At 61.5% G+C, this 16,590-nt stretch carries 16 protein-coding genes; 5 read left to right on the top strand and 11 right to left on the bottom strand.

Annotated elements, in window-relative coordinates; genetic code table 11:
- Positions 1 to 121 precede the first annotated feature (121 nt).
- The 5 genes from dnaX (at position 122) to PMI31_RS10330 (ending at position 5,942) form a co-directional block, all read left to right on the top strand.
- Positions 122 to 2,203 (top strand): DNA polymerase III subunit gamma/tau, encoded by a 2,082-nt coding sequence (gene dnaX / locus PMI31_RS10310; protein ID WP_008017937.1) that lies wholly within the window; start codon positions 122 to 124, stop codon positions 2,201 to 2,203.
- A 66-nt stretch (positions 2,204 to 2,269) separates the two neighbouring features.
- A complete protein-coding gene (locus tag PMI31_RS10315) occupies positions 2,270 to 2,608 on the top strand; it encodes a YbaB/EbfC family nucleoid-associated protein (RefSeq protein ID WP_007971455.1) in 339 nt (112 codons plus the stop codon).
- Between the two features lie 281 nt (positions 2,609 to 2,889).
- On the top strand, positions 2,890 to 3,924 hold the full coding sequence (locus tag PMI31_RS10320; protein WP_008017938.1) for an NADP-dependent oxidoreductase: 1,035 nt from the start codon (positions 2,890 to 2,892) through the stop codon (positions 3,922 to 3,924).
- A 79-nt stretch (positions 3,925 to 4,003) separates the two neighbouring features.
- Positions 4,004 to 4,606 carry a recombination mediator RecR gene (gene recR / locus PMI31_RS10325; RefSeq protein WP_008017940.1) on the top strand — a complete coding sequence of 201 codons (603 nt, stop codon included), beginning with the start codon at positions 4,004 to 4,006 and terminating at the stop codon, positions 4,604 to 4,606.
- A gap of 187 nt (positions 4,607 to 4,793) precedes the next feature.
- The gene (locus tag PMI31_RS10330) at positions 4,794 to 5,942 is read left to right on the top strand and encodes an acyl-CoA dehydrogenase family protein (protein ID WP_008017941.1); all 1,149 of its coding nucleotides are present in this window, start codon (positions 4,794 to 4,796) and stop codon (positions 5,940 to 5,942) included.
- Between the two features lie 147 nt (positions 5,943 to 6,089).
- Here PMI31_RS10330 and PMI31_RS10335 read toward each other — a convergent pair whose 3' ends face one another.
- The 11 genes from PMI31_RS10335 to PMI31_RS10385 form a co-directional block, all read right to left on the bottom strand.
- Positions 6,090 to 6,638 carry an adenine phosphoribosyltransferase gene (locus PMI31_RS10335; RefSeq protein ID WP_008017943.1) on the bottom strand — a complete coding sequence of 183 codons (549 nt, stop codon included), beginning with the start codon at positions 6,636 to 6,638 and terminating at the stop codon, positions 6,090 to 6,092.
- Positions 6,639 to 6,718: 80 nt separating this feature from the next.
- Positions 6,719 to 7,453 carry a fumarate/nitrate reduction transcriptional regulator Fnr gene (gene fnr, locus PMI31_RS10340; RefSeq protein WP_007995802.1) on the bottom strand — a complete coding sequence of 245 codons (735 nt, stop codon included), beginning with the start codon at positions 7,451 to 7,453 and terminating at the stop codon, positions 6,719 to 6,721.
- Between the two features lie 90 nt (positions 7,454 to 7,543).
- Positions 7,544 to 8,926, bottom strand: coding sequence for an oxygen-independent coproporphyrinogen III oxidase (gene hemN, locus PMI31_RS10345; RefSeq protein ID WP_043302327.1), 1,383 nt, complete (start codon positions 8,924 to 8,926; stop codon positions 7,544 to 7,546).
- 218 nt (positions 8,927 to 9,144) lie between these two features.
- The gene (locus tag PMI31_RS10350; RefSeq protein WP_008017946.1) at positions 9,145 to 9,828 is read right to left on the bottom strand and encodes a sulfite exporter TauE/SafE family protein; all 684 of its coding nucleotides are present in this window, start codon (positions 9,826 to 9,828) and stop codon (positions 9,145 to 9,147) included.
- Positions 9,821 to 10,048, bottom strand: coding sequence for a cbb3-type cytochrome oxidase assembly protein CcoS (gene ccoS / locus PMI31_RS10355; RefSeq protein ID WP_008017947.1), 228 nt, complete (start codon positions 10,046 to 10,048; stop codon positions 9,821 to 9,823). The genes PMI31_RS10350 and ccoS overlap by 8 nt, the downstream gene beginning before the upstream one ends.
- Before the next feature lie 22 nt (positions 10,049 to 10,070).
- Positions 10,071 to 12,521 carry a heavy metal translocating P-type ATPase gene (locus tag PMI31_RS10360; RefSeq protein WP_008017949.1) on the bottom strand — a complete coding sequence of 817 codons (2,451 nt, stop codon included), beginning with the start codon at positions 12,519 to 12,521 and terminating at the stop codon, positions 10,071 to 10,073.
- A gap of 88 nt (positions 12,522 to 12,609) precedes the next feature.
- Positions 12,610 to 13,149: a FixH family protein gene (locus tag PMI31_RS10365; RefSeq protein ID WP_008017950.1), complete on the bottom strand. Its 540-nt coding sequence runs from the start codon at positions 13,147 to 13,149 to the stop codon at positions 12,610 to 12,612.
- Positions 13,150 to 13,160: 11 nt separating this feature from the next.
- The gene (gene ccoG / locus PMI31_RS10370) at positions 13,161 to 14,576 is read right to left on the bottom strand and encodes a cytochrome c oxidase accessory protein CcoG (protein WP_008017951.1); all 1,416 of its coding nucleotides are present in this window, start codon (positions 14,574 to 14,576) and stop codon (positions 13,161 to 13,163) included.
- 431 nt (positions 14,577 to 15,007) lie between these two features.
- Positions 15,008 to 15,985, bottom strand: coding sequence for a cytochrome-c oxidase, cbb3-type subunit III (gene ccoP, locus PMI31_RS10375; RefSeq protein WP_008017952.1), 978 nt, complete (start codon positions 15,983 to 15,985; stop codon positions 15,008 to 15,010).
- On the bottom strand, positions 15,982 to 16,167 hold the full coding sequence (locus PMI31_RS10380) for a CcoQ/FixQ family Cbb3-type cytochrome c oxidase assembly chaperone (RefSeq protein ID WP_003175465.1): 186 nt from the start codon (positions 16,165 to 16,167) through the stop codon (positions 15,982 to 15,984). Before PMI31_RS10380 ends, ccoP begins: the two co-directional genes overlap by 4 nt.
- Before the next feature lie 5 nt (positions 16,168 to 16,172).
- On the bottom strand, positions 16,173 to 16,590 hold a 418-nt coding region (locus tag PMI31_RS10385), incomplete at its 5' end, for a cbb3-type cytochrome c oxidase subunit II (protein ID WP_007922409.1).

Below are 16,590 nucleotides of genomic sequence, written 5' to 3' on the forward strand. Positions count from 1 at the left end.
ACACTCCGTTAAAAGCCTCTGATATGCAGCTTGGCCAGAATACACAAGCGCACCGGATGCAATTTGTGCCTTGCTCCGCTAGCATTAGCCGCTTCTGCTTCCTTCGCTGCGACGGTTTTCGATGAGTTATCAGGTTCTTGCACGTAAATGGCGTCCGCGCTCGTTCCGCGAAATGGTCGGCCAGACCCATGTGCTCAAGGCTCTGATCAATGCCTTGGACAGCCAGCGGCTGCACCACGCCTACCTCTTTACCGGTACCCGTGGGGTCGGCAAGACCACCATAGCGCGGATCATTGCCAAATGCCTGAACTGTGAAACAGGTATCACTTCGACCCCCTGTGGCGAGTGTTCGGTGTGTCGCGAAATCGACGAGGGCCGCTTTGTCGACCTGATCGAAATCGACGCCGCGAGCCGCACCAAGGTCGAAGATACCCGCGAATTGCTCGACAACGTGCAGTACGCCCCGAGCCGCGGGCGCTTCAAGGTCTACCTGATCGACGAAGTGCACATGCTCTCCAGCCATTCGTTCAATGCGCTGCTCAAAACCCTTGAGGAGCCGCCACCCTACGTCAAGTTCATCCTGGCGACCACTGACCCGCAGAAACTTCCTGCAACAATTCTGTCGCGATGCCTGCAGTTCTCCCTGAAGAACATGACGCCGGAACGCGTTGTCGAGCATTTGACCCACGTACTGGGTGTCGAGAACGTGCCGTTCGAAGACGATGCGCTGTGGCTGCTGGGCCGTGCCGCCGACGGGTCGATGCGTGATGCCATGAGCCTGACCGATCAGGCCATTGCCTTCGGTGAAGGCAAGGTCCTGGCCGCCGACGTGCGGGCGATGCTCGGGACGCTCGATCACGGGCAAGTCTACGATGTCCTGCATGCGCTGATCGAAGGCGATGCCAAGGCGTTGCTCGAAGCCGTCCGCCACCTGGCCGAACAGGGCCCGGACTGGAACGGCGTGCTTTCGGAAATTCTCAATGTGCTGCACCGCGTTGCCATCGCTCAGGCCTTGCCTGAAGGTGTCGATAACGGTCATGGCGACCGTGATCGCGTGCTGGCACTGGCCCAGGTGTTGCCGGCCGAAGACGTGCAGTTCTACTACCAGATGGGCCTGATCGGCCGCCGCGACTTGCCGCTGGCGCCGGATCCCCGGGGCGGTTTTGAAATGGTGTTGCTGCGGATGCTGGCGTTCCGGCCCGCAGACGCCGCGGATGCCCCAAGGCAACCGCTAAAGCCAGTGGGGATCAGCCAGGCCACAGTTGATTCCGCAAATTCAGTGGCTGCCGCGCCGGTTGTTGCGCCGGTAGTCGCTGCGGCCGTTGCACCGATAGCGGCTGCGCCGGTGGCGGCTCCAGCGCCGGCACCGGAACCGGTAGCGCCGGTCGTTGTGCCTGTGCCAGAGCCCGTATCTGTGGTTGAGGCGGTCGTGGCCGAAGAGGTTGTCGACCTGCCGTGGAATGACCCGGTCGAGCCGGCGCCCCTCCAGCAAACGGGGGTGGAGCCGGTGCTGGAAACCGTCAGCGAACAACCCGAATTGCCGCCGATGCCGTTGCCGACGCCGGACAGCGTGGTGCCGGACGCCCCGGAGTGGGCCGCCGCGCCGATCCCGGAACCTTCGGTGGCCGACGTCGATGCCGCAACGCCGGGCATGGACGCGGATGACGAACCGCCGCTGGACGAGGATTACATCGAGCCGGACATGGATTCGGCCTACAGTTACCTCGACGAACTGGCCAGCGAGCATGCCGCCGACCCGGCTCCGGAGCCCGAACCTGAGCCCGCGGCAATGCCGGCCACCGGTCTGGCCCTGCAATGGCTGGAGCTGTTCCCGAAATTGCCGATTTCCGGCATGACCGGCAGTATCGCCGCCAACTGCACGCTGATCGCGGTGGATGGCGACAATTGGCTGATGCACCTGGACCCGGCCCACAGCGCCTTGTTCAACGCCACTCAGCAGCGTCGTCTCAACGATGCGCTGAACCAGTATCACCAGCGCACGCTGACCCTGAACATCGAGCTGATCAAGCCCGAGCAGGAAACCCCGGCCCAGGCGGCTTCACGCCGCCGCGCCAACCGTCAGCGCGAGGCGGAGGAATCGATCCACGGTGATCCGTTCATCCAGCAAATGATGCAGCAGTTCGGTGCGGTGGTCCGTAACGATACTATTGAACCTGTCGACGCCCTGGTCACTCAGGGCTAATAACTGAAGGCGTCCGGTCGCATGGGCCGGGCGCTGTTTTAATCCAAGTACTTTGAGGTGATTACCATGATGAAAGGTGGCATGGCCGGCCTGATGAAGCAGGCGCAGCAGATGCAGGAAAAAATGGCCAAGATGCAGGAAGAGCTGGCCAACGCCGAAGTCACCGGTAAGGCCGGTGGCGATATGGTCACCGTGGTGATGACCGGTCGTCATGACGTCAAGAGCGTGACCATCGACCCGAGCCTGGTCGAAGGCATGAGTGAAGACGACAAGGAAATGCTGGAAGCGGTCATCGCATCCGCGGTCAACGATGCCGTGCGCAAGATCGAAGCCAACAGCCAGGACAAGATGGGCAGCATGACTGCCGGCATGCAACTGCCGCCGGGCATGAAACTGCCATTCTGATTCGCCTTCAGGCGGCAGATGAGCTACAAAAATGCCAGGCATTGCGCCTGGCATTTTTGTTTCCGGCATTGGAAATGTAGTGTCTGGAATGCCGTCATCGTCGGATCGCCGCCCGGAGCAAGCCCGCTCCCACAGGTTTTGCGAACGCCGCGAATCTTGTGGGAGCGGGCTTGCCCGCGATGAAGTCGCCTCGATCTTGCTGAATAAACATCGAACGCCATACCACCACAAAGGTCTGCTCCCTATATCACCGACCCCCATCGATCACAGGAGACGCTGCCATGTCCGACCCCATGACCCTCAATCAACGCATTGTCCTGGCTTCTCGCCCGGTAGGCGCGCCAACGCCGGAAAACTTCCGTATGGAGCGGGTGGCGCTGCCGGATCTGGCTGACGGCCAGGTGCTGCTCAAGACCGTTTTCCTGTCGCTGGATCCCTACATGCGCGGACGCATGAGTGACGCACCTTCCTACGCGGCACCGGTGGAAATCGGCGAAGTCATGACCGGGGGCGCTGTCAGCCGGGTCGAGCGATCGCTCAATCCGAAGTTTCAGGAAGGTGATCTGGTGGTCGGTGCCACCGGTTGGCAAAGCCACAGCATCAATGACGGACGCAGCATCATCCCGGTACCGTCGGGATTGCCAAGTCCGTCGATGGCCCTTGGCGTGTTGGGGATGCCGGGCATGACCGCGTACATGGGCCTGATGGACATCGGCCAGCCCAAGGCCGGCGAGACCCTGGTGGTTGCCGCGGCATCCGGCGCGGTGGGTTCGGTGGTCGGCCAGGTGGCGAAAATCAAGGGGCTGCGCGTGGTCGGCGTGGCCGGCGGTGCGGACAAGTGCCGGTATGTGGTCGACGAATTGGGTTTTGACGCCTGCATCGACCACAAGAGCCCCGATTTTCCTGAAGAACTGGCACACGCCTGTCCCAAAGGCATCGACATCTATTATGAAAACGTTGGCGGCAAAGTGTTCGACGCCGTAGTACCGTTGCTCAATCCCAAGGCGCGGATTCCACTCTGCGGCCTGATTGCTTCCTATAACGCCTATGAAGCGCCGAGCGGACCGGATCGCCTGCCACTGTTGCAGCGCACCCTGTTGACCAAGCGGGTGCGCATCCAGGGCTTCATCGTGTTCGATGACTATGGTGATCGCCAGCCGGAATTCCTCAGTGCCATGGCGCCCTGGGTACGCGATGGCAAAGTGAAGTTCCGCGAAGACGTGGTCGATGGCCTGGAGCAGGCGCCCGACGCGTTCATCGGCATGCTGGAAGGGCGCAACTTCGGCAAACTGGTGGTTCGGGTTTCCCGGGACTGAGTTATTGACGCTGCAATTTGACGCTCAACCGAGGCGCGGGTATAAACCGCGTCTCGTTGTTTTGTCGGACTTTTCCACCATGAGCTTCAGCCCTTTGATTCGCCAACTGATCGACGCCCTGCGAATTTTGCCTGGCGTGGGTCAGAAAACCGCCCAGCGCATGGCGTTGCAGTTGCTCGAGCGTGACCGCAGCGGCGGTTCACGACTGGCGCTGGCCCTGAGCCAGGCCATGGAAGGGGTCGGTCACTGCCGCTTGTGCCGTACGCTGACGGAAGATGATCTGTGCCCGCAATGCGCCGATACCCGTCGCGACGACACCTTGCTCTGCGTGGTGGAAGGCCCGATGGACGTCTATGCCGTGGAGCAGACCGGTTTCCGCGGGCGCTATTTCGTGCTCAAGGGCCATCTGTCGCCGCTCGATGGCCTGGGGCCGGAAGCCATCGGCATTCCGCAATTGATGGCGCGGATCGAAGAGGCCGGCACGTTCAGCGAAGTCATCCTGGCCACCAACCCGACCGTGGAAGGTGAAGCCACCGCGCACTACATCGCCCAATTGCTCAGCAACAAAGGCTTGATCGCCTCGCGTATCGCCCATGGCGTGCCGCTCGGTGGTGAGCTGGAACTGGTCGATGGCGGCACGCTGGCGCATTCGTTTGCGGGGCGCAAGCCGATTTCTCTGTAGTGGGTGTGTTGGCTGACGCTTTCGCTGGCAAGCCAGCTCCTACATTGGATTTGTGCGCGCCGCAGACTTCTGTAGGAGCCGGCTTGCCGGCGAATCAGGCACTTCGGTCTTGCTGGTTCACACAATCCTGTTGAAAACCAAGCAAGCGCTCGGTTAACTTCACTGACCCCTTCAGTGGAGCTCGCCGATGCCTGCCTTTCAGGAATACTTCGAACCCAGCCACCAATTGGTCCGTGACAGCGTCAGACGTTTCGTCGAGCGCGAGATTCTTCCTGATATCGAGCAGTGGGAAGAAGCCGAAAGCTTTCCTCGCGAGCTCTATCTCAAGGCCGGCACGGCGGGGATTCTCGGCATCGGGTACCCGGAGGTTTACGGAGGCAGCCACGAAGGGGATCTGTTCGCCAAGGTGGCCGCCAGTGAAGAGTTGATGCGCTGTGGCTCAGGTGGGTTGGTTGCCGGCCTGGGCTCACTGGATATCGGCTTGCCGCCCATTCTCAAGTGGGCCCGGCCCGAGGTACGTGATCGTGTGTTGCCGCAGGTGCTGTCGGGAGAGAAGATCAGCGCCCTGGCCATCACCGAGCCCGGTGGCGGCTCCGACGTCGCCAACTTGCAAACCCGTGCGGTACGAGAGGGTGATTTTTACCGGGTCAGTGGCAGCAAGACCTTTATTACCAGCGGCGTGCGCGCGGATTTTTATACCGTCGCGGTGCGAACCGGCGAGCCAGGTTTCGCTGGCATCAGCCTGTTGCTGATCGAGAAAGGCACGCCCGGTTTCACCGTAGGACGACAGCTGAAGAAAATGGGCTGGTGGGCGTCGGACACGGCTGAACTGTTCTTCGATGATTGCCGGGTGCCCGCAGGAAACCTGATAGGCACCGAGAACATGGGCTTTGCCTGCATCATGGGCAATTTCCAGAGCGAACGCCTGGCCTTGGCATTGATGGCCAACATGACCGCACAACTGGCGCTGGAGGAGAGCCTGAAGTGGGCGCGCCAGCGTGAAGCCTTTGGCAAGCCGATCGGCAAGTTTCAGGTGATCAAGCACCGTCTCGCCGAAATGGCGACCGGGCTGGAAGTGTCCCGGGAGTTCACTTACCGCCAGGCCGCGAAAATGGCGGCGGGGCAGAGCGTGATCAAGGAGATTTCCATGGCCAAGAACTTTGCGACGGATACGGCGGACCGGATCGTCACCGATGCGGTGCAGATACTCGGTGGGCTGGGTTACATGCGCGAGAGTCTGGTGGAGCGGCTGTACCGCGACAACCGGATCCTGTCGATTGGCGGCGGGACGCGGGAAGTGATGAACGAGATCATCGGCAAGCAGATGGGGCTTTGAGCCGATCTTGAATTTAGGGGTGTTGCCGCTGACGCCATCGCGGGCAAGCCCGCTCCCACAGGGATCTACAGCGCACACAAATTTTGTGCATGACAAAGAACACTGTAGGAGCTGGCTTGCCAGCGAAGGCGGTCTGAAAGGCGCCGCTTATTTATCGGTCAGTGCAAACTGCGTCAGGCAGAACGTAGGAATGCCCATGTCCTCCAGACGCTGCGAGCCACCCAGTTCCGGCAGATCGATAATCGCCGCCGCTTCATGCACCCGGGCGCCCATGCGGCGGATCAGGTTTGCGGCGGCAATCAGGGTGCCACCGGTCGCGATCAGGTCATCGAACATCACCACCGAATCCCCCTCGCACAGGCTGTCGGCGTGCACTTCCAGGAAGGCTTCGCCGTATTCGGTCGCATAGCCCTCGGCCAGCACCTCAGCCGGCAGCTTGCCTTGCTTGCGGAACAGCACCAGCGGCTTGTTCAACTGATAGGCCAGTACCGAACCGATCAGGAAACCACGGGCATCCATGGCGCCGATATGGGTGAAGTCGGCCTCGACGTAACGGTGAGCGAAGCTGTCCATCACCAGGCGCAGGGCCGTGGGCGACTGGAACAGCGGGGTGATGTCGCGAAAGATCACACCCGGTTTCGGGAAGTCGATGACAGGGCGAATCAGGGATTTGATGTCGAAGGAGTCGAAGGACATAGTCGGAGAATCCTGGCAGGGCTGCAAACGACGCAGTATAACGGCGGCCGAACCGTTTCGCTCAGCCGCAACGGTTTGATTCAGCTTTCCAGTGAGCCACCGGCCAGGGCACACAGCTGGATCGGGTCGATAATCCGGATTTCCTTGCCTTCTGCGGCGATCAGTTCGTTTTGCTGGAAGCGCGTAAAGACGCGGGACACGGTCTCTACCGCCAGGCCCAGGTAGTTGCCGATTTCGTTACGCGACATGCTCAGGCGGAATTGGTTGGCGGAAAAACCCCGGGCGCGAAAACGTGCCGAGAGGTTGACCAGGAACGTGGCGATGCGTTCGTCGGCGGTCTTTTTCGACAACAGCAGCATCATCTGCTGATCGTCACGGATTTCACGGCTCATCACGCGCATCAACTGACGGCGCAACTGCGGCAGTTGCAGGGCCAGTTCGTCGAGGCGTTCAAAGGGGATTTCACACACCGAGGTGGTTTCCAGGGCTTGTGCCGACACCGGGTGCTTTTCGGTGTCCATGCCCGACAGGCCGACCAGTTCGCTGGGCAGGTGGAAACCGGTGAGCTGTTCTTCACCGGTATCGCTCAGGCTGAAGGTCTTGAGGGCGCCAGAACGGACTGCGTAAACAGAATCGAAGGTATCGCCCTGGCGAAACAGAAACTCGCCTTTTTTCAGCGGTCGGCCGCGTTTGACGATTTCGTCCAGCGCATCCATGTCTTCCAGATTCAGCGAAAGTGGCAGGCAAAGAGGGGCCAGGCTGCAATCCTTGCAATGGGCTTGATTATGAGCGCGCAGTTTTACTGGCTCGGACATTTCTTCAATCCTTGTGGGAATTCACACATAAGACGTAAGGGTAACTCACCATAGGATATCGAGGCCAGTCTGGGGCGCTTGCTTGCAGAATTAGACTACCCGTGAAAAACGCTGGCGACTGTGTTGTTCCAGATACGCGTCGAACACCATGCACACCGAGCGCACCAACAGTCGTCCGGTGGGCAGGATGGTGATTCTGTCGCGATCGAGCTTGATCAGCCCGTCTTTGGCCATGATTTGCAGTTGGGGCCAGAGTTCGCCGAAGTAGCCCTGGAAATCGATGTTGAAGGCCTGTTCGATGTCGGCGTATTCCAGATTGAAATGGCAGATCAGCTGCTGAATGACTGCGCGCCGCAGCCGGTCATCGGCATTGCACAGCAGGCCGCGGCTGGTGGCCAACTGCAGTGATGCAAGGGTGTTCTGATAGTGGTTCAGGTCGCTGCTGTTCTGGCAGTAAAGGTCGCCGATCTGGCTGATGGCCGAGACGCCGAGACCGATCAAATCGCAGTGACCATGGGTGGTGTAGCCCTGGAAATTGCGTTGCAGGGTCGATTCTTCCTGGGCAATCGCCAGCTCATCGTCGGGCAGGGCGAAGTGGTCCATGCCGATGTAGCGGTAGCCGGCGGCGATCAGTTGCTCAATGGTGCGCTGCAACATTTCCAGTTTCTGCGCGGGTGTTGGCAGTTCATCGCTGTTGATGCGTCGCTGCGGCATGAAGCGTTCCGGCAGGTGGGCGTAGTTGAACACCGATAATCTGTCCGGTTGCAGGCGGATGACCTCTTCGACGGTGCGGGCGAAATTCTCCGGCGTCTGTCTCGGCAGGCCGTAGATCAGGTCGATGTTGATCGAGCGAAACTGCAAGGTGCGGGCGGCGTCGATCACCGCGCGGGTTTCTTCCAGGCTTTGCAGGCGATTGACCGCTCGCTGGACCGCCGGGTCGAGGTCTTGCAGGCCGATGCTGACCCGATTGAAGCCCAGTTCGCGCAGCAGGCCCATGGTTGACCAGTCAGCCTCGCGCGGGTCTATCTCGATGCCGTAGTCGCCGGAGTCGTCGTCCAGCAAATTGAAGTGTTTGCGCAAATGCGCCATCAATTGGCGCAGTTCGTCGTGGCTGAGAAAGGTCGGCGTGCCGCCACCGAAGTGCAGTTGCTCGACTTTCTGTGTGGGGTCAAGGTGGCAGGCGATCAACTGGATTTCCTGTTCCAGGCGCTGCAAATACGGCTGCGCCCGGCCGCGATCCTTGGTGATGACCTTGTTGCAGGCGCAGTAATAGCAAATGTTCGCGCAGAACGGCACGTGAACGTACAACGACAGCGGGCGTTGGGCCTTGCGGCTGTCGCGCAGGGCGTGAAACAGATCGAAGGTGCCGACCTGGCTGTTGAATTGCACGGCGGTCGGGTACGAGGTGTAGCGCGGTCCCGCCAGGTCATAACGGCGGATCAGATCGGTGTCCCAACGAATGGCGTCGAGCATCATGCGGGCATTCCCCCGGATAGGCTGGCAGTGTCGGCCACTTTATGCGAGGGCGGGGCGGGGGATCTTGATTTGCATCAAGGCTCGGGAGTTGTGCGCTTGGTGCGGGCCTCATCGCGGGCAAGCCCGCTCCCACAGGTTTTTTGTTTGGGCCAAAAATTGAGGCAATCCTCAAACCCTGTGGGAGCGGGCTTGCCCGCGATGGACGCGCCGCCGGGCTAATGCCCCATCAACCAGTGCTGATGCGGTCCCGGCAGTGTCCAGATACCAAACAACATTACCAGCATCCCGCCAGCCATCCGCACGCTGCGTTTGCGCAACAGCGCGGTGATGCGTTCGGCGGCAAGGCCTGTCGCCAGAAGCACCGGCCAGGTGCCGAGCCCGAACGCGAGCATCAGCAACGCACTGTCCAGCGCGTTGCCCTGACTGGCCGACCATAACAAGGTGCTGTAGACCAGGCCGCACGGCAGCCAGCCCCAGAGCGCACCCAGCAGCAGCGCGCGCGGAACGCTCGATACCGGCAGCAACCGGTTGGCGACTGGCTGGATGTGCCGCCACAAGCCTCGACCGAGGCTTTCGATACGGGTCAGGCCGCTCCACCAGCCGGCCAGGTACAGGCCCATGGCGACCAGCAGCAGTCCGGCGAGGATACGCATGAACATCGCCGCCGGGCTGCTGGCCACGGCCCATCCGGCCAGGCCGATCAGCAGTCCGGCGCAGGCATAACTCAGAATCCGTCCCAGGTTGTAGGCCAGCAGCAGGCGAAAGCGGCGACTGCGTTGTTCCTTGGGAATCGCCAGGGTCAGTGCGCCCATCAAGCCGCCGCACATGCCCAGGCAATGGCCGCCGCCGAGCAAGCCGAGGATCACCGCAGACACCAGCAGGGGCGCAAACTCAAGCATGGGGTGGGGCCTTGTCTTGCGGTTTGGCCGGATTGGTTGGTTGACCGCTGACCTCATCGACGGCGGCGGTGTGGTTTGGGTCCTGGTCGTCGAACAGGATGCTGTGGGCCGGGCCGTCGAGGTCGTCGTACTGACCGCTGTCGACCGCCCAGAAGAAGATATAGACGGCGATGGCCACGATCAGCAGCGCAGCGGGAATCATCACGTAAAGAGCTGGCATCTGGACTCCATGCCCGCGCGGCTCAGGCCGGCAGCGGGCGGGTTTCTGGCGTGGTGGAGAGGGCGGGCGCGCTCGGCATTCGAGTCAGGCGCAGCGCGTTCAACACCACGGTCAACGAACTGATCGACATGCCCACCGCAGCCCAGACCGGAGTGATCCAGCCGAGGGCGGCGAAGGGCAACATGAGGCCATTGTACAACCCGGCCCACAGCAGGTTCTCGATAATGACCCGACGGGTGCGTCGCGCCAGACTGAAGGCTTGCACCAGCGCGTCGAGGCGGTTGGACAGCAACACGGCATCGGCACTGGTTTTCGCCAGGTCGGTGGCCGAGCCCATGGCGACGCTGATATCCGCAGCCGCCAGTACCGGCACGTCATTGACCCCGTCACCGAGCATCAATACCTTGCGACCTTCTTTGTGCAGTTGTTGCAGGACCTGCAGTTTATCGTCCGGACGCAAACCGCCGCGGGCTTCATCGATACCGAGTTGCGCCGCCACGCTGGCGACCATCGGCGAGCTGTCGCCGGACAACAACAGCGTGCGCCAGCCACGCGCCTTGCACGCGGCCAGCAATGCCGGCGCATCGGCACGCAAGCGATCGTCGAGGACGAGCCAGGCCAGCGGTCCTTGGCTGTCGCCGAGCAGCAGCCATTGGCCGGCTTCTTCGGGTATCGACGGCACTCCGGCGCCGCTGAGTTCGCAGACGAAACGCGGTTGGCCGATGCGCAGGCGGCGCCCCTCGACCAGCCCCTCCAGGCCAAGGCCCGGAGTGCTGTGGACTTCTTCGGCGGCCAGTGGCGCGCGTCCGAACGCACGGGCGATTGGATGTTCGGAGCGGTTTTCCAGGGCGGCGGCGAGGCTCAGGCATTGATCGCTGTCGAGCGCGCCGAGCGGGCGGATCGAGCGCAATGCCAGGCGCCCTTCGGTGAGGGTGCCGGTCTTGTCGAAAATCACCGTGTCGATCTGGTTCAGACCTTCCAGGACATGGCCTCGGGTCAGCAACAGGCCGAGTTTGTGCAGTGTGCCGGTGGCGGCGGTGAGGGCGGTCGGCGTCGCCAGCGACAAGGCGCACGGGCAGGTCGCCACGAGCATCGCCAGCACAATCCAGAAGGCTCGCGAGGCATCCAGTTGCCACCACAGCAGGCCAATCGCGGCGGCGGCGATCAGCGACAACAGCAGGAACCATTGCGCGGCGCGGTCGGCGATTTCCGCCATCCGCGGCTTTTCGGCCTGGGCACGATCGAGCAGGCGAACGATGGCCGAGAGGCGAGTGTCCTGGCCCAGGGCCTGAACCTCGACGGTCAGCGCGCCTTCGACGTTCAGGGTGCCAGCGGTGACCGCATCGCCGCGGGTGCGTGGTTGCGGCAGGTATTCGCCGGTCAGCAGCGACTCGTCGACACTCGACTGGCCGTCGAGGATCTTGCCGTCAGCCGGGAGAATGGCCCCCGGATGAACCAGCACCCGGTCGCCGACACGCAGTTCACTGAGCAGAATGCGTTCGCTCTGGCCGTCGGGCGTCAAGCGCAGGCACGAGGCAGGCAGCAGATTCACCAGCTGTGCGGTGGCGGCGGCCGTGCGTTCGCGGGCGCGCCGTTCCAGATAACGCCCGGCCAGCAGGAACAGGGCAAACATGCCGACGGCATCGAAATACAGTTCGCCGACCCCGGTGATCGACGTCCAGATCCCGGCAATGTAGGCGCTGCCGATGGCCAGCGACACGGAAACGTCCATGGTCAGGTGGCGGGTACGCAGATCGCGCATGGCGCCTTTGAAAAACGGCGCGCAGCTGTAGAACACAATCGGGGTGGTGAGGAACAGGGCGACCCAGCGCAGGATGGTGTGCAGTTCAGGGCTGAGGTCGATGTTGAATTCAGGCCAGGTGGCCATGGTCGCCATCATCGCCTGGAACCACAGCAGCCCGGCCACGCCGAGCTGGCGCAGGGCCAGGCGGTTTTCGCTGGCCAGTTGTTCGCTGGCCCGGTCGGCCTGATACGGGTGTGCGGCGTAACCGATCTGGCGCAGTTCGCTGAGGACCTGACTCAGCGGTAACTGCGCATCGGTCCAGCGCACGTGCAGGCGATGGTTGGACAGGTTCAGGCGCGCTTCGGCCACGGCCGGCAAGGTGCGCAGGTGTTTTTCGATCAGCCAGCCACAGGCTGCGCAACTGATGCCTTCCATCAACAGCGTGGTTTCGGCGAGTTCGCCATCGTGGCGGACAAAGGGCTGCTGCACATCGGCGCGGTCGTACAGCGCCAGTTCGTCCACCAGTTGCACCGGCAGCGCCTCGGGGTTGGCCGACGCTTCGCTGCGGTGCTGGTAATAGCTTTCCAGGCCGCCGGCGACAATGGCCTCGGCCACGGCCTGGCAGCCCGGGCAGCAGAATTCGCGGGTTTGCCCGAGAGCCGCAGCGGTGAAGCGGCTGCCGGTCGGGACGGGCAGGGCGCAGTGGTAGCAGGGGAGTGGGGTGGTCATGGTTGATCCATGGCGTCTGGGTGGGCCGCATCGCCAGCAAGCCGGCTCCTACAGGAGCGAGCCTGCTGGCGATGCGCGAAGCGCGGCTTTACTTCTTCAGGTCTTCGGCACCTTGCAGCGGCTCATCACCGAGCAGCAGATCCTTGTCATGACTGACCGGTTCCTCTTCGAACATGCGCCAGATGTGGTCATCCTGAGTGCCGAGCAATTCGACAAAACGCCGGCCTTCGATCTTGTCGCTCAACTGGCCTATGTAGCGGCCCTGTTCGGTTTCGCTGCGGGTCAGGGTGATCTTGCGATCCTTCTCCGGCTGGGTCGGCGAGATCAGGTTGAGCTCCAGGGTCTTGGGTTGGCTCTCGCCGCTCAGGCGCAGGTCAACTTCGCCGGTCAAGTCATCGAGATGAACGCTGGCGCGCATGTTCAGGGTCTGGGCCAGCAGCTCACGGTCGAGGGAGCGGTTGATGCCTTTGCCAGCCTCGTAGTAATTGTCGTTGACCAGGTTGTCCGGGTTCTTCACCGCGATGGTCACCATGGACAAGGTCAGGGTCACCGAGCAGGCCAGGATCCCGATGATGATCCATGGCCAGAGGTGCTTGTACCAGGGACTTGCGGCAGTTGCTGCGGGCATGATCACTTCTCTCAACGATTTTGTGGGCCGATGAACCGGCTCTTGGCTTCAATGTGGACGCTGTCGTCATCGGCGTCCTTGAGGATGAATTTCACCTCGTTGGTGCTCGACGGCAGTTTTTCCGGTGCGACGGACAGCTCGGCAGGCTGGCTGACGATCTCCCCGGCCGCGACCTTGATCTCGCGCCGGCCCTGCAATCTGAGATCCGGCAGGCCAGAGGCTTCGAGCACGTAGGTATGGTCGTGCTGGTCCTTGTTCATGATTTTCAGGCTGTAGACGTTTTCGATCCGGCCTTCGGCGTTCTCGCGGTACAGCACGCGGTCCTTGCTGACATCGAAGCCCACCAGCGAGCGCATGAAGAACGCGGTCACCAGCAAGCTGATCATCGCCAGCAGCACCACGGCATAGCCGATCAGGCGCGGGCGCAGTTTATGGGTTTTCTGCCCGGACAGGTTGTGCTCGGTGGTGTAGCTGATCAACCCGCGCGGGTATTCCATCTTGTCCATGATGGCGTCGCAGGCATCAATGCAGGCGGCGCAACCGATGCATTCGATTTGCAGGCCGTCGCGGATGTCGATACCGGTCGGGCAGACCTGGACGCACATGGTGCAGTCGATGCAGTCACCCAGGCCCTGGGCCTTGTAGTCGATACCTTTTTTGCGCGGGCCACGGCCTTCGCCACGGCGAGGGTCGTAGGAGACGATCAGGGTGTCCTTGTCGAACATCACGCTCTGGAAGCGTGCGTACGGGCACATGTAGATGCACACCTGTTCGCGCAACCAGCCGGCGTTGCCGTAAGTGGCGAGAGTGAAGAAGCCGACCCAGAAGTACGACCAGCCATCCGCTTCACCGATAAAGAAGTCGATGGTCAATTCGCGAATCGGCGAGAAGTAGCCGACGAAGGTCATGCCGGTGACGAAGCCGATGAGCAGCCACATGACGTGTTTGCTGAATTTGCGCAGGAACTTGTTGGCGCTCATGGGCGCCTTGTCGAGCTTGATGCGCTGGTTGCGGTCGCCTTCGGTGACCTTTTCGCACCACATGAAAATCCAGGTCCAGACGCTCTGCGGGCAGGTGTAGCCGCACCACACCCGGCCTGCATAGACCGTGATGAAGAACAGGCCGAACGCGGCGATGATCAACATGCCCGACAGCAGGATGAAGTCCTGGGGCCAGAAGGTGGCGCCGAAAATGAAGAACTTGCGCTCCGGCAGGTTCCACCAGACCGCCTGATGGCCGCCCCAGTTGAGCCACACCGTGCCGAAATACAGCAGGAACAACACGGCACCGCCGGTCATCCGCAGGTTGCGGAACAGGCCGGTGAAGGCGCGGGTGTAGATTTTTTCTCTGGAGGCGTAGAGGTCGACGCTGTTGTTCGCGTTCTTGTTGGGTGGAGTGATGTCGTGTACCGGAATCTGGTTGCTCATCATTGCATCCCACGGCAGTGGAAAAATGCCTCGGTCAGTACGTGCCGACCGGGGTCAAAAAGGGGTGTTGCAGTGGCTCAATGATACGCCTGTCGCTCTGGCCTGCGGGTGCGACCTTTGGTCACGTTTGGCAAAATCAATTGATGGTGTAATGACTTGAATCAATTGACTTGGGAATTATGGACGGTTTTTTGGATGCGGGCGGAGTCAATTCTCAACGCAACAACCTGTAGGAGCCGGCTTGCCGGCGATGGTCGTTAACGATAACGCGTGCTCCCTGGTTCAACGCGGCGCACTCAAGTCCATCGCCAGCAAGCCGCCTCCTACAGATCTTGCGTTATCTGAGTTTCCGGGATTCCGTGAAGAGCCATAAAAAAGGCCCCGCCAATTCACATTGGCGGGGCCGTTTTTTGTTGCTTCAAGCGTTTGCCTTACTGGGCGTCCGCGGCCTTCTCACCGTGAGACAGGCTGTAGACGTAAGCGGCCAGCAGGTGAACCTTGTCGTTGCCTTGCAGCTGTTCTTGCGCAGGCATCTGGCCCTGACGGCCGTAACGGATGGTCTGCTGCAGTTGAGCGAAGCTCGAACCGTAGATGAACGCGGCAGGGTGAGTCAGGTCAGGTGCGCCCATCGCTGGCGTGCCTTTGCCTTCCGGACCGTGGCACGCCACGCAGTTGGTGGCGAACAGTTTCTGCCCGGCAACCGGGTCGGCCTTGGTGCCTTCCGGCAACTTGCGGCCATCGAGGTTGGTCAGGACAAACGCGGCCACGTCGGCCACGCCTTGCTCGCCGATCACTTCAGCCCACGCAGGCATCACGGCATGACGGCCGCCCATGATGGTGGTCTTGATGGTTTGTGGCTCGCCGCCCCAGCGCCAGTCGGCGTCGGTCAGGTTAGGGAAGCCATAGGCGCCCTTGGCGTCGGAACCATGGCAAACCGAGCAGTTGGAGGCGAACAGGCGGCCACCCATCTTCAGGGCTTGCGGGTCCTTGGCCACTTCTTCGATTGGCATGGCCGCGAACTTGGCGAAGATCGGACCGAACTTGGCGTCTGACCTGGCCATTTCCTTTTCCCACTCGTGAACGCCGGTCCAGCCGGTCTGGCCGTTGGCGAACGGGGTCTGCTTCTCGTTGTCGAGGTAGCCGTAACCCGGCAGCAGGCCTTTCCAGTTACCCAGGCCCGGATACAGCGCCAGGTAGCCCAATGCGAAGATGATGGTGCCCACGAACAGCATGAACCACCATTTCGGCAGCGGGTTGTCGTACTCCTCGATCCCGTCGAAGGAATGCCCGACTGTCTCGTCCGTCTGCTCTGCGCGCTGGCCCTTGCGGGTCGACAGCAGCAGCCAGGTCAGGGAAAAGATCGTACCGAGACTGAGGACTGTGACGTACAGACTCCAGAATGTAGTCATTCTTTGTTACTCCTAGAAGCTTGCTCGACGTGCTTGATGGCTTCGGGATCATCCGCGAAAGGCAGCAAGGTCGCGTCTTCAAACTCAGACTTGCGCTTGGGGCTGAACACCCACAACGCCAGGCCGATGAAGGCCACCATCACGACAACGGTGCCCAGGCCTCGAATCATCCCGATATCCATTTAGATCACCGTTTGCTTTTGATGATGGTGCCCAGGCCTTGCAGATAGGCCACCAGCGCGTCCATTTCGGTTTTGCCCTTCACGGCATCCTTCGCGCCGGCGATGTCTTCGTCGGTGTAAGGGACGCCGAGCGTGCGCAAGACTTCCATTTTCTTCGCGGTGTCTTTGCCGTCGAGCTTGTTTTCCACGAGGAACGGGTAGGCCGGCATTTTCGACTCAGGCACGACGTTGCGCGGGTTGTACAAATGCGCACGCTGCCAGTCATCGGAGTAACGACCGCCGACACGGGCCAGGTCCGGACCGGTACGCTTGGAACCCCACAGAAATGGGTGGTCCCAGACGCTTTCACCGGCGACCGAGTAGTGACCGTAGCGTTCGGTCTCGGCGCGGAACGGACGGATCATCTGCGAGTGGCAGCCGACA

This window comes from Pseudomonas sp. GM55 (assembly GCF_000282395.1).
In the GTDB taxonomy this organism is placed as follows: Bacteria; Pseudomonadota; Gammaproteobacteria; order Pseudomonadales; family Pseudomonadaceae; genus Aquipseudomonas; species Aquipseudomonas fluorescens_CC.